This is a genomic window from Bacillus sp. IBL03825, from assembly GCF_024712505.1.
Lineage (GTDB): Bacteria > Bacillota > Bacilli > Bacillales > Bacillaceae_G > Bacillus_A > Bacillus_A wiedmannii.
The window spans coordinates 5,230,496-5,244,627 of sequence record NZ_JAMXKE010000001.1 but is presented as its reverse complement, the minus strand read 5'-3'; the positions used below and the strand labels follow the sequence as shown (position 1 = coordinate 5,244,627).

The window sequence follows — 14,132 nt, the reverse complement described above, 5'->3', positions numbered from 1 at the left end:
TGACAGGAGGTTTAAGATGGAAGAAAAGGTAGAAGAATTAATTGATATATATAAGCAGCAAATATATTCCTTATGCTATAAATTAGCGAAAACGAAAGAAGATGCAGAAGATATTTTTCAAGAGACTTGGATAAAAGTTTTTTCCTCTAGGCACCAACTTTCTTGTGTGGAAAATTATAAAAAATGGATTACTACAATTTGTGTTCGTACATTTTATGACTTTTATCGTAAGAAGAAAAGGTGGAAAGATCGCGTATTGGATTTATTTCATAAAGAGGATGGGAGAGAAATAGATTTCGCAGATGAAGTGAATATATCAGAAGAATTTATTCAAAAAGTGGGAGTGGAAATGATACGGGAAGTTATACAGCTATTGAATGAAAAATATAAAACCGTGCTCGTACTCTACTATTATGAACAATACTCTTATAAAGAAATGAGCGAAATATTAAATATACCGATTGGTACGGTGAAATACCGCCTTAATTATGCGAAGAAGCAAATGCGGGAACATTTGGAGGGGTTCGTTTATGACAGAAGATAAGTTTGATCAGAAGATAAGGAGCAGCTTAGCTGAAGACACGATTCCAAGCGAAGAGCTGATAAATAATACGAAACAGAGCGTACGAAATGCTCGAAAATTAGAGAAGAGATGGGTTATTTGTATTCATGTTATTTGGATTATTTTATTAACAGTTGTTATGGAGCAGTTTGTCACTCATTTGAATCATAAAGTCCCTATGTTGATAGCAAGTGTGATTATGATGCATCTATACGTTCCTATATATGTTGTCATACAGTCATTTTTAAAGAAGGAGTATAAATTACATGATAGAGTTCGCTAATCCATTTGTAGTATTTGAGATAGCTGGGATTACAATGCTTTTGACTTTTATAGCACTTTTAGTATGTGTAGCATCATGGGTGTATACAGATGCGAAAACGCGTGGAATAAGTAAGTGGTGGAGTGTTATAGCGATTGTATTGCCATTTTTTATTGGAGTTTTGTTATATATGATAAGAAGAAGTACCAAGAAAATAGAAGGACAACATACGATGAAGGCTATGAAAAAACAAAAGATAACATTAGTTGTCATATTTGCAAGTGCGATGTTTGTATTACTGAGCGGCTTTGCTTTCGTTCAAACGTTAGATGATATGTGGAGAGCTGGTGATATATATTTAGAAAATGAGAAGAAAGGGGAGACCAGTTACGAGGCAAAATTTTCATCATGGGATATCGCTGGGAAAGATATTGAACTTGAGTATGCAAAAGATACAGAAGTAACATTTTCTTATGAGACAGATGCAAAACGTGGGAGTTTATGTTTTAGCTTGTATGAAAGGCAAGGAGAAGGTATAAGAGAATTAAAAGAGATCTGTGAATCGAAAAAAGGTACTTTCAAAGCTACATTAAAAGCAAATGAAAAGTATGTATTTAATATAAGTGGTTTAATGGTGAAAGATGGTTTTGTAAAAGTGAATTGGGAAATAAAATAAAGGGCCTTGAGAAAGGCCCTTTATTTTATCCCGCTTTAATGGGCAGTAAGACCCCCACCTCAAAATTTAGCGAAAGCAAAGAATTTAGGTGGGGGATCAACTGCCCATAAAAGTCCGATTGGTTCAACTAATAATCAGTGGGGGATGAAGAAAACCCCCACTGATTAAAGTTTCACTTTATTGGATTGTATACGTAACGGAAAAGCTAACAGGACTATAGTAAACGAAAGGTGCATGAAATTGAACATACATATTTCCATCTGTTTTTGCAGTGAAAATTCGGCCGTAACCATCAGAATAGCGTCCAATAAGGTTATGATTTGAGTCATAAACACTGTAACTAGGAGTTTTACTGTTAGGTTGAATTGTTAGTTCCTGTCCTTTTTGAAGGAAAATAGGTTCTTGTTCAGAACTACTTCCAGTTTGCAAAGAATAAAATTTTGTAAAGCTTTGTTCTTGAGTGGCAGCAGCGACTTTTGTTTCAGGAATAAAAGCGGTAGCGCCAGTAATTCCTGCTAAAGTTAAAGCACTGGCTAAAATCATTTTTTTCATAGTAGAAAAGGCCTCCTTATTAGTTGTAATCATTTTTATTACACTTAATATTGTATAGGATAATGAGCAGGAGGAAATATGCTTTTATGCATATATATATTTTCTCAATAAAAGACCACTGATAAAAATCAGTGGTCTTTTAAATGATTAAGCAGCTTTCTGTTCAGTTTGAGCAACAGATTTTTGAAGTGTATTATAAACTCCTGTCCCGATAACTTCTAATGCCATTTTCATACGTTCAGGCGAAATGTTTTCTAACACATTATCTTGAGGCGTATGGTATACCTTCTCAATATGATAGATTAATGGATTCCAACTATCGACACCCATCCAAATAAATAGGGCGGCAGGAATACCAACTTCAGCAAATGGTACGTGATCACTAGAGCCGAATTTACCTTGTAGTATGAGGTCATTATTTAATTGTTTACCTGCTTGTAAGGCTGCGTCTGTTACAAGGTTTGGAGAACCGTTAGGGGTCATAGCATATAAATTCTTTGCTTTATCGTAATTTGTTGCAACCATGTCTGCGTTAAAGACACCTAAAATTCGATCGCGTTCTTTTTGGGATAGACTATTAACGTAATAATCGGAGCCAAGTAAGCCAGTCTCTTCAGAACCGAAAGCAATAAAACGAATTTCTTTATCAGTTTCTACATTTTGAAAAGCACGAGCCAGTTCTAATACTAACCCTGTACCAGAAGCATTATCGTTTGCTCCAGGTGCTCCAACGACACTATCATAGTGCGAACTTACAACGACAGCTTTTTCATTACCTGTGCTGTTTTTTGGTTTCTTTTTAGCGATGACATTAAGTGATGTTAAGCTAGATTCATGTCTCGCTTTTAGAGAAAGAAGAGTGGTCCCTTTTTTAGTGATTTCCTCTTTAAATGCATTTCCTTGCGCATAAGCAAGACCAAAGACAGGGATAGACTGCTTTTTCGTTAGGCGGGGATTGAAGGTTTGTCCATAATTTCCACGTCCGCCAATTAAACTGTATAAAAGGACACCTTTTGCTCCTTTGCTAACAGCATTTTCAACTTGTTTATTATAGTCTGCGACTGTTATTCCTCTTTCAAACAGAACAATTTTTCCGTTTACTTCATTTGGGATATCCTCTAATTTTGTTCCACCTTGAACAAAGATAAGAGGAGCTGTAACAGCTTCTGTAGAAATTAGTGCGTTAGGGGCAGCGCCGACTTGCCAATTACGTTTTGTGGATAATGGTGATTCAATAAATCCAACGTATTGATCCGGCACTTGAAATGGTTGATATTCTACTTCATAGCCCATTGATTTAAGCTGCATACCAACGTAGCGAGAAGCCCATTCTTCTGATTTCGTCCCACCAGGGCGAGGACCAATTGTTTCGGATAAGAAACGGATGTGTTCGATGGCGCGGCTTGCATCAACTTGTTTTGTGATAGGTGAAGTCTGTGTGATTTCTGACGTGGAATCAGCTTTGGCTTGTCCAATTGGAGCTAAGCTAACAGCGAGTGATACAGCAAGCAAAGAGCTTACTATTTTTTGTTTCAAAGATTTTTTCATTTTTTCCTCTCCTATTCTTCTATTCTCTCTGACTGACAAAAGAAGACGGATAATGACTTTATTTTATCTTTATCTTTATCTTCTTTATTTTTCAATATTCTGACATCGATAAATAAAAAACTCTATATGCATATTTGCATATTTTTGACGGAGATATGTATGCTATCATTTTAAATGAAGGTTCGCTTTCTGATTGGAAAGCTCCTACATTGCATGAATCTAGTGTACCCAAACTTTAGATTATGTAGAGAAAAGAATCCTATAGGGTTTCTTTTCTCATGTTTGAATCATGTGATGATAAATATGTTTCCGCATTTCATACTTATTATCAGTGATATATGTAAGGCATCCATATGAAAATACGAGGCTGTTCAAAGGTTTTCCGTACTTTTGGGCAGCCTCACCCCGTTAAAAGGACGATACTCTATGTATCGTCCTTTTTTGCATAAAAAAACACCTAATCAAATGTTCATTTGATTAGGTGTGAAAAACTATTAATAATATTTTTTTCGTTTTGTAGCTAAAATACTTAACAAACCAGCTAGTAGAAGTAAGATGCCTACTGTTTGAGTAGGATCATTTTTGTGACCTGTATTTGGAAGTTCTTTACCCTTATTTCGGTCATCTTGCTGTTTGTTTATTTGTGTTTCAGGGTTTTCTTTTTCTAGTTCTTCAGAAGTTCCTTTACCATGTGTGTCAGGATTTCCTTTTTCTAGTTCTTCGGAAGTTTCTTTACCATGTGTGTCAGGATTTCCTTTTTCTAGTTCTTCAGAAGTTTCTTTACCTGTTTCCTCTTCTTTATTAGGAGGAGTAATCGGTTTATCATCTCCACCTGATGAAGAATCGATTTTTTTATTTGAAACTGTAATTTGGAGTGGTGTAGCTTGAGCTTTTTCAATTGTAAAGTTTATTGGTGATGCATTTAATTGATAGCCTGTAGGAGCCTTTGTTTCCACTAATTGATAATTACCAGGTTTCAAATCATTTACGATTAATTTACCATGCCCGTCTGTTTGTAGACCTTCTCGTACTACTTTTCCGTCGTGATCTAAAATATTGAAAATGGCACCTTCAAGTGTTCCATGGTGATCAATATCAATTTTAGTTAACTCCATTGAACCTGTTGTTAAACTATTTAAAGTTGTAACAGAAGTAACTTGAGATTGTCCTTTCGTAATTGTGAAAGGAATTGGCTTAGCACTTAAATCGTATCCAGTAGGGGCTTTCGTTTCAATAAACTGATAGTCCCCAGGACGTAAATCAGAAACAGAAATTTTTCCATCTTTATCAGTAGTTAAATTAGAACGAACGTCGTGCCCGTTCATATCGACGATTTTAAATACTGCATCTTTAAGGACCGAACCGTCAACGTCATCCACTTTAGAAAGTTCAACCGCGCCTTTCGTTAAGCTATTCGTAGCAGTAACGGAAGCGATTTTTTCTTGTCCTTTTTTAACTGTGAACTTAATAGGTGTTTCGTTTAAGTCATAGTGATTAGGAGCCTTTGTTTCGATAAACTCATAGTCTCCTGGTGGTAATTCATCCACAACTAAACGGCCGTTTTTATCAGTAGTTAAATCAGTACGGACGTCGTGTCCATCCTTATTAACAATTTTAAATACTGCACCTTCAAGTGTTGTGTTTTCTTCAATGTCGTCAACTTTAATTAACTCCACACTACCTTTCGTTAAGCTGTTAGTAGCTGTAACGAAGACATGTTTTGTTTGACTTCTTTCAATTGTGAACTTAATTGGATCTTCATTTAATTCATAATGTTTCGGAGCTTTCGTTTCAATAAATTGATAGTCTCCAGGTTGTAAGTCTTTAGCGATGATTTTTCCGTCTTTATTGGTAACTAAATTCGTACGAATGTCGTTACCGTTCATATCAGTAATTTTAAATACCGCACCTTCCAGCGTTTCTTTCGCATCTAAAGAGTCAACTTTCGTTAATTCCACGCCACCCTTAGTTAAGCCATTTTTAGCAGTAACAGAAATATGAGTTGGCTGGCTTTTCTCGATAGTGAAAGGAATCGGCTTTTTATTTAAATCATAATCTTTTGGAGCTTTCGTTTCAACGAATTGATAATCTCCTGGACGTAAATTAAAAGCAGAAACTGTCCCGTCTTTATCAGTAGTTAAATCCGTGCGAACAACTTTACCTTTCGCATCAATGATGTTAAATACCGCATCAGAAAGTTTTGTGTCTGGATTTATATCATCAACTTTAATTAACTCTACCGCACCTTCAATTAAGCTGTTAGTGGCAGTGACTTGTAGCTTCTCTGCTTGGCTTTTATTAATTGTAAATTTAAGCGGTGTACTGTCTAATTTATAATGTTCAGGAGCTTTCGTTTCAATAAACTGATAGTCCCCTGGACGTAAATCAGGAACAGAGATTTTTCCATGTACATCTGTTGTAAGCTCAGTGCGAATGTCATTACCATTCATATCAGTAATTTTAAATATCGCATCTTTAAGAGCGGTACCATCAACATCATCCACTTTAGAAAGCTCCACAGTGCCTTTCGTTAAGCTATTTGTAGCTGTAACAGAGATAGGCTCAGCTTGGCTCTTTGTGATTGTGAATGGAATTGGCTCTTTGTTTAAATCGTAGTGTTTCGGAGCCGTTGTTTCGATGAATTGATAATCACCCGGACGTAAGTCAGAAACGTTAATTTTACCTCTTGAATTTGTAGTAAGCTTCTCGCGAATTACAGTACCCTTCATATCAACAATGTTAAATACTGCGCCTTCAAGAGTAGTACCATCGACGTCGTCCACTTTAGTAAGGTCCACGCCGCCTTTTGTTAAACTATTTTTCATAGTAATAGTAGCAATATCTTTCTGGCTTTTTTCAACTGTAACTACAATTGGCTTTTTGTCTAAATCATAATGTTTCGGAGCCGTTGTTTCGACAAATTGATACGTACCAGGACGTAAGTTTTCAACAATGATTTTTCCTTCACTGTTCGTTTTTAAATCCGTTTTAAGTACTTTCCCGTTTTGATCTAGTAAATTAAACACAGCATCGGCAAGTTTTGTTTGATCGTTTAAATCATCAACTTTAATTAATTCGATACTACCTTGTTTTAAACTATTTTTAGCAGTTAAAGAAATAGTTTTTTTCTGTCCTTTTTCAATAGTGAAATTGATTGGTGTTTCATCTAAAACGTAATGCTTAGGAGCTTTCGTTTCGATGAATTGGTAATCACCAGGACGTAGGTCGTTAATTTCGATCTTCCCTTTACCATTTGTAACAAGGCCTTTATGAATTACAGTACCCTTCATATCAACAATGTTAAATACTGCGCCTTCAAGTTTAGTGTCATCGATGTCATCTACTTTAGAAAGTTCCACTGCACCTTTTGTTAGAGCGTTTTTAGCCGTAACGTGAAGAGTTTCAGTTTGGCTTTTCTTAATTGTAAATTCAATCGGTGTTTTATCTAAATCGTAATGTTCAGGAGCAATTGTTTCAACGAATTGATACGTACCAGGACGTAGATTTTCAACAACAATTTTACCTTCATCATTTGTTTTTAAGCCTTCTTCAACTAGCTCTCCGTCTGCATCTAATAAATTAAATACGGCGTTAGCAAGTTTTGTATTTATATCAATATCGTCAATCTTTGTTAGTTCAACGCTACCTTTTTTCAAAGCATTTTTACCTGTAACATTGATCTCTTTCGTTTGACTTCTTTCAATTGTAAATGGAATTTGTGTTTCTTCTAATACATAGTGCTCAGGAGCTTTTGTTTCAATGAACTGATAGTCTCCAGGGCGTAAATCAGAAACGGAAATTTTTCCATTTTTATCTGTAACAAGATTCGTATGAACTTCCTTACCGTCCATATCAACAATCTTAAAGATTGCACCTTCGAGCATCGTACGATCGATGTCATCGATTTTTGTTAATGTTACTGCACCTTTCTTTAAACTGTTAGTAGCAGTAACAGTAATATTCTCTTTTTGACTTTTTTCGATAGTGAACGGAATAGGCTCTTTGCTTAAGGTATAGTCTTTTGGAGCTTTTACTTCAACAAATTGATAGTCTCCAGGACGTAAATCAGAAGCAGTAATTTTACCGTTTTTATCAGTCGTTAAACCTTTGCGAATTACCTTTTTAGTATCATGAGCGTCAACGATTATAAATTCTGCACCTTCAAGAGTAGTGCCATCAACATCATCAACTTTTGTTAAAGTGACGCCACCTGTAAGTAAACTGTTTTTTACAGTAACAGGGATAGGAAGATCTTCCTTACTACCTTTTTTAATTGTGAACTTAATAGGTGTTTGATCTAATTTATAATGTTCAGGAGCTTTCACTTCAATAAATTGATAATCACCTGGTGCTAAATCAGGGATGACTAATACTCCGTGTGCATCTGTTGTTAAATCTTTCATAATTTCTTTGCCAGTTGCGTCTTGTAATGTGAATACAGCGCCAGCAAGAGCTTTCGCGCTCTCCAGGTCATCTTCTTTAATTAATTTGACCTTTCCTTTCGTCAAACTATTTTTGAAAGTAATAGGGATGAGTTTTTGTTGACTCTTTTCAATCGTAAATTCGATTGGCTCTTCATTTACATCGTAATAAGTAGGAGCCTTCGTCTCGATTAGCTTATAATTACCCGGACGTAAGTCTTGTACTACTAATTTACCGTCTTTATCAGTAGTAAGTTCCGTACGAACATCCTCACCTTTGTCATTAACAATTTTAAATACTGCACCTTCAAGGGTTTCCTTAGCATTTACAGAATCAACTTTTGTTAATTCAATACCGCCTTTTATTAAGCTATTAGTAGCTGTAACGTTAATAGCAGTCGATTGGCTCTCCTTAATTGTAAATTCAATCGGTGTTTTATTTAAGGTATAATGCTCAGGAGCTTTCATTTCGATAAATTTATAGTTACCTGGACGTAAACCAGTAGCAATAATTTTACCTTCCTGATTCGTAACTAATTCTGTACGGACATCTTCATTTTTGTTATTAACAATTTTGAATACGGCACCTATAAGTGCAGTGCCATCAGTATCATCGAGTTTTGTTAGTTCAACATCGCCTGGTAATAGACCATTTTCAGCTGTAATAACAATCGGTGTTTTTTGACCTTTCTCAATTGTAAATTCAATTGGTGTTGATCGCAGTTCATAATGTTCAGGAGCTTTCGTTTCAATAAATTTGTATTTGCCTGGACGTAAGTCAGAAGCTTTAACAGTTCCGTTTGTATCGGTAGTTAATTCTGTACGAACGTCTTCGTTCTTATCATTCACGATTTTGAACATAGCTCCAGCAAGAAGAGTCTTTTTATCAAATTCGTCGACTTTTAATAGCTCAACAGCACCTGTTGTTAAACTGTTTTTTGCAGTAATTGAGATAATGCTTGTTTGACTTTTCTCAATTGTAAACGGAATTGGTTCTTTATTTAAGTCATAGTATTTAGGTGGTGTTGTTTCAATAAATTGATAATCACCAGGATCTAAATCTTTAACGGTCAAAGTTCCATCTTTTTCTGTTTTTAAGTTTGTACGGACATCTTCATTTTTGTCGTTAACAATTTTGAATACCGCACCTTCAAGGGTAGTGCCATCAATATCATCCACTTTTGTTAACGTAACGCCACCTTTAATTAAAGCGTTTTTTGCTGTAATAGAAGCGGCTGTAGTTTGGCTTTTTTCTATTTCAAATAGAATAGGCGTTTTGTCTAATTCATAATGCTCAGGAGCTTTTGTTTCGACAAACTGGTATTTACCCGGACGTAAATCTTTTGCTTCTATTTGTCCATGTTCATTTGTTGTTAATTTCTCATATCCAGGAATATTTTTTCCGTTGCGATCCTGAACAGTAAACTCTGCCCCTGCTAAAGTTTTATTATAATTATCCACTTTTGTTAAAAGAGCAGATCCTTTAGTTAAAATATTTGTCGCAGTTCGGTTTACTACTGTTGTTTGATCTTCAGAGATAGTAAACGTAATAAGTTTACTATCTAATTGATAATGCTCAGGAGCCTTCGTTTCTTGTAAGTAGTAAGTTCCTGGTTTTAGTTTATCTATAATAATTTGTCCGTTATTATTTGTTGTTAATTCTTCATGTTCTGGAATTACTTTTTTGTCTTTATCTAGTAGTGTGAAAACGGCGCCTTGTAGTGTTGCGTTTTTGTTCAGGTCATCAGATTTTGTTAAAACTACTTTCCCGACAAACTTCTTATTTGCAAGTTTATATGTTGTAGTCTCTTGTGTACCAAGTTCAACAATTTTCCCTTGTTTTAAATCCCAGCTAATTACATAGCCTTCAGGAGCCTTTGTTTCTTTTAATAAATATTTATCGCGTTTTAAATTATTAAATTTAGCGATACCGTCTTTGTCTGTTGTAATTTTACGGATAACAGTTTTACCTGTACGATCGTATAAAGTAAATTCTGTCCCAGCTAATAGTACGTTCTTATTGTCGTTATCTACCTTTATAATTTCAAGGTTTCCACGACCTTTGGTAGCAGATCCTCCGCCTGAACCAGAAGACATTCTCACTTCAATCGTTTCAGTAGTTTCTGTGTTTTTAACTGTCAACTTATTGCCTGTGATTTTCGCTTTATTACTTACTTTCTCTTTATCGTCTGCATTAATAAGTGAGCGATATTCTAAAATATAAGCTCGATCAATTTTTTTCAAGAAGGCAATTTCGAAATGTTGCTTTCCAGTATTATTGTCTGTTGTTATTTTGAGTTTATAGTCTGTTCCTTCTTTTAATTCGTTTACTGTATCTTTTGTTAAATTTCCATATGGATCAACAGTTGTAGGATATAAGTGGAATGAATCTTCTACAATTACCTGATTTTCGGTTGGGTCATCTGTTACAACCGCATCTGCAATGGTTGATTGGCTTTCGTTAATTGCGATACTCCAATTAATATAGTTGTCGTCTTGCACAGCTTTTTTAGTAACGAAGCTGCCACCTTTATTTACTTGAGTGTCACCTGTAAGGGTGTTAACAATTTTAGAGCCATCTTTTAAATCTGCCTCGTTTTTGTAGGTGCCTTGGATAAGTTCACCATCAAGGCTTGTTTTAAAGATAATATAGTAAGGTGAATTAATTGATTGTTTGAAATGAACCTTTAGGGTGTTTTTATTTTTCTCTGTAGGTTCTTCAAGTTCATATTTCTCAGTTGGTACAGCATTACCAGGTTGTGCATTATCAGGATTTCCATTTAAAATCATATCGCGCACTTCAATGGATCCAGGAACTAACTTTTGTTTATCTTGTATTACGTCTATAACATAAGGATCTTTAATCTCAACATTATTATAGTTAAAGCCTATTATCCAAGTAATTTCCTTCGTTTGGGCGTTATAAGAACCGTATTTATAACCATTTGCCTTTGTGAAAGTATCAGGATCGAAATTAGCTTCAACTTTATTTGATTGTGGCTTAGAATCCGTATCTATCCAAGATAGGTTACCTGTATTTTTAAATGAAGTTTTACCACTTTCTAGCTTTGTATAATCAAAGTCTGTCGTATATTTTACGACTAGTGTCTTTGTCATATTAGACTGATATGTACCTATAAGAGTAATTTTGAAGCCTTTATCTGTTGCATCTAAAACATAGTCAGTCCCAGCTTGAAGGGTATAATTTCCGTCTTTAATTTCTAGTTTTTTATCTTTTAATTGTAATCCACCATGATCAAAGGTGTCCGTAATGATCGCGTTGTTTAATGGATAGTTGTTATTATTTACTATAATTGTCCAAGTTGTTGTTTTGTCTTTATAATTTGTTTCAGCTTTATTATTAGATTTAATAATATTTTGCTGCTTGAAGCTAGCTTCATTTTCTTTACTTGAATCATTATCAGCTGTAACTTTATTTTTTACTTTTCCATCTTCTATAACTTTATTAGTTGGCTTGGTTTTATAGGTAATCACATAAGCACTATTAATATCATCATTAAACTGTAAATCGAATCCATTCTTCTTGTTACTTACAGTGTAATTATTAACAGCGTCTCCTGTTACAAGCGTTCCCTTTTCATTATATGAAGCGTTTTTCACAACAATAGAATTTGCATCTAGTTCGTGTGTATCGTCAAAAATATCTTTTAAAATCGCATCTGCTTTTTTGATTTCTCTTTGATCACCATTGTAAGTAATTGTCCACTCAATTGTTTGCGTTTTTGGATCATATTTACTTGTTTTATTTAAGTGTGTACCACGAGAAACCGTTACAGTAGAGCTTGCGTTTTGTTGCTTTTGATTATCACTCGTTATCGTAACGTTATTTCGGAAACTTTTAATATTTTCATCAGTAATTTTTGTGGCATATTCGATTTGATATGCTCTATTGATAGAATCTTTAAAAGCAATCTCCAATTTGGATCCATCTGATGAAATAATATTGTAATCTGTTGGCTCAGCTTCTGTACCACGCGTTACATTCCCATTAACATCAACTTCTAAATAATAAACTTTAATAGAATCTTTATTTAAGCTTGTACCTTGTGGGATGTTATCTTTAAAAACAGCATTTTTAAGGGTGTCTTTCGTTTTGTTCATCTCTACTTTCCAATTAATTTCATTTGTATTAATTGGTCTATCAGGTAACCCTTTTTTATTCGTAGCTGTTTGTACATTAGGCTTAAAGTCAACTGTAATAGAAACATCCTTATCTTTAATTGGGAAAGGAATTTCTTGTGTTGTTGTACCTTTAATTTCAGCTTTATTAAATTCTGTCTTTAATTGTAGGTTACCAGCAACATCTGGATGCTCTTCAACATAATCGTTGAATGTCATCGTGACTTTTCCGTCTTTTGTAACAGTAAAATTACCAATTTGATTGTTTTCACTATCATATAAAGGACTGTTAATTGTATTGTAAATCTTAAAATGTTTAGGAAGATCAAAGATATAGTAATCTCCGCTTTTCACATTCATTGATTTTAAAAGCTCCCATGTAAATTCAATATTGGCAGGGGAATCTGTACTTGGACGGTTATCCTCTGTAAATGGTTTTCCGTCTTTATCCGTCAACTTTACACCGGTTAAAATGTTTGTTGTTATTTGCTTTGGACCTGAATTTGTATTTTCAGCAGGGTCGCTTGCTAGCTTTCGTTCTGGATTGTCAGTAGCAATTTTAGCTGCTGGGTTTTGTTCTGGATTATCAGTAACAGGTTTAGTTGCTGTGCTTTGTTCCGGATTATCAGTAACAGGTTTAGTTGCTGTGTTTTGTTCCGGATTGTCAGTAACAGGTTTAGTTGCTGTGTTTTGTTCCGGATTATCAGTAACAGGCTTAGTTGCTGGATCTTGCTCCGGATTGTCAGTAACAGGTTTAGCTACTGGATCTTGCGTTTGTTTATTAGTATCCTGTTTGGTGCCATCTTCTTTAGAGTCTTCTACCTGAACAGGAACTGATATAGGCTGAACCATTGTTCCTAAAGGAAAAGCGATTTGAACTGATTTTTCTCCAGTTTTTAAAGTTGAGTTAAACACGGTATCAACTTTAATTTTTCCTTTAGCGTCTTTCAAATTTTCTACTTGATCATTAAATATTAATTTTAATTTATTATCTTTAGCTGTTATAAAATATTGACCAATATTTTTTTGATCTGTTACTAAATCCCCTTGCAAATCTTTAGATACTTTTAATGCAAGTGGTATTTGAACTACTGCTGTATCATTTGCATGTGCAACTTGTTGATCCTTTATTGACCAAGCGTATTCTAATTGAATGGTTGATCCTATCTTTATTAAGTTGGTAGGATTTTTTGCTTCGTCAATAATATGATTCGTTGCATCTTTCATTTCAACAGTGTCAAATAAGGAATCTCCTGTTAAGGTTTCCGCTTTTACTTGATTGTATGGAAAACTAGCAAGTTGCGAAAATAGTACGAATACAATTAAACATACATTGAAAAGTTTTTTCATTTTTCCTCCTCTGAACATTCATTTGTCCATTGGGGACTTATTCCACATGAACAAATGGAATATTAAAAGTATTTGTTATAAGCTATTTGTTTTTGCTATCCCTCCGTTTCTATACGCGTTCTCAGACAAACTGGATTATGTTCAAAGTAATATTATTTAACGTAAAACAAAATGTATATTTACACAGTTATTTGGAAATATACACAATTCGACAAAAAATGTCGAAAAAAATACTGATATAAAGAATGATATCAGACCTTTATATGTGAGATAGTTTTCATGTATATCTAGTAAAAAAGAATGGTTATAAAGGTAAGTTTTACGATACATACTAACCAAGGTAGTGTATCCCCTTGTGAAGGCTTATTTTTGCCTTAAAGTTATGTGGAAATAAAAATCTAGATAGGGTTGTTTTTGGTCAGAATGAAGACAATATGTACTTTGAAAATAGTCATCTATTTTGTCTAAAGAGAGTTGTACGATTAGTGGACCGAAGTTGAAAGACGATAGTTTCTTACATTGTTAGAGGAATATAAGAATTACAGAATATTCGACTAATCCGTTACTACGGTCATTTTTGATACTGTTTAAACAATAAAAAAGAAGGTGTTTTCCTCCTTA

Annotated in this window: 6 protein-coding genes; 3 read left to right on the top strand and 3 right to left on the bottom strand. The window is 34.4% G+C overall.

Translation table 11 applies throughout. From position 1 onward, the window contains the following. The first annotated feature begins 16 nt into the window (after nt 1-16). The 3 genes from NHG49_RS27060 to NHG49_RS27050 are packed head-to-tail and all read left to right on the top strand — an operon-like array spanning nt 17 to nt 1,500. Nucleotides 17-544, top strand: coding sequence for an RNA polymerase sigma factor (locus NHG49_RS27060; RefSeq protein ID WP_258126769.1), 528 nt, complete (start codon nt 17-19; stop codon nt 542-544). Next, a complete protein-coding gene (locus NHG49_RS27055) occupies nt 531-845 on the top strand; it encodes a hypothetical protein (RefSeq protein ID WP_064476082.1) in 315 nt (104 codons plus the stop codon). The genes NHG49_RS27060 and NHG49_RS27055 overlap by 14 nt, the downstream gene beginning before the upstream one ends. Further along, nucleotides 829-1,500 carry an ABA4-like family protein gene (locus NHG49_RS27050; protein ID WP_064476083.1) on the top strand — a complete coding sequence of 224 codons (672 nt, stop codon included), beginning with the start codon at nt 829-831 and terminating at the stop codon, nt 1,498-1,500. The genes NHG49_RS27055 and NHG49_RS27050 overlap by 17 nt, the downstream gene beginning before the upstream one ends. A gap of 177 nt (nt 1,501-1,677) precedes the next feature. Here the strand turns inward: NHG49_RS27050 and NHG49_RS27045 are convergent, their stop codons facing one another. From NHG49_RS27045 to NHG49_RS27035, 3 genes are all read right to left on the bottom strand, one after another. After that, the gene (locus NHG49_RS27045) at nt 1,678-2,052 is read right to left on the bottom strand and encodes a hypothetical protein (protein ID WP_000738235.1); all 375 of its coding nucleotides are present in this window, start codon (nt 2,050-2,052) and stop codon (nt 1,678-1,680) included. Between the two features lie 147 nt (nt 2,053-2,199). Then, on the bottom strand, nt 2,200-3,600 hold the full coding sequence (locus tag NHG49_RS27040) for a M28 family metallopeptidase (protein WP_064476084.1): 1,401 nt from the start codon (nt 3,598-3,600) through the stop codon (nt 2,200-2,202). A gap of 494 nt (nt 3,601-4,094) precedes the next feature. After that, nucleotides 4,095-13,511 carry a SpaA isopeptide-forming pilin-related protein gene (locus tag NHG49_RS27035; protein ID WP_258126766.1) on the bottom strand — a complete coding sequence of 3,139 codons (9,417 nt, stop codon included), beginning with the start codon at nt 13,509-13,511 and terminating at the stop codon, nt 4,095-4,097. Between the last annotated feature and the right edge of the window lie 621 nt (nt 13,512-14,132).

Excerpts from the sequence above, each read along its gene's own strand:
- NHG49_RS27060 (WP_258126769.1), top strand. The coding sequence starts at position 17 with ATGGAAGAAAAGGTAGAAGAATTAATTGATATATATAAGCAGCAAATA.
- NHG49_RS27055 (WP_064476082.1), top strand. The coding sequence starts at position 531 with ATGACAGAAGATAAGTTTGATCAGAAGATAAGGAGCAGCTTAGCTGAA.
- NHG49_RS27050 (WP_064476083.1), top strand. The coding sequence starts at position 829 with ATGATAGAGTTCGCTAATCCATTTGTAGTATTTGAGATAGCTGGGATT.
- NHG49_RS27045 (WP_000738235.1), bottom strand. The coding sequence starts at position 2,052 with ATGAAAAAAATGATTTTAGCCAGTGCTTTAACTTTAGCAGGAATTACT.
- NHG49_RS27040 (WP_064476084.1), bottom strand. The coding sequence starts at position 3,600 with ATGAAAAAATCTTTGAAACAAAAAATAGTAAGCTCTTTGCTTGCTGTA.
- NHG49_RS27035 (WP_258126766.1), bottom strand. The coding sequence starts at position 13,511 with ATGAAAAAACTTTTCAATGTATGTTTAATTGTATTCGTACTATTTTCG.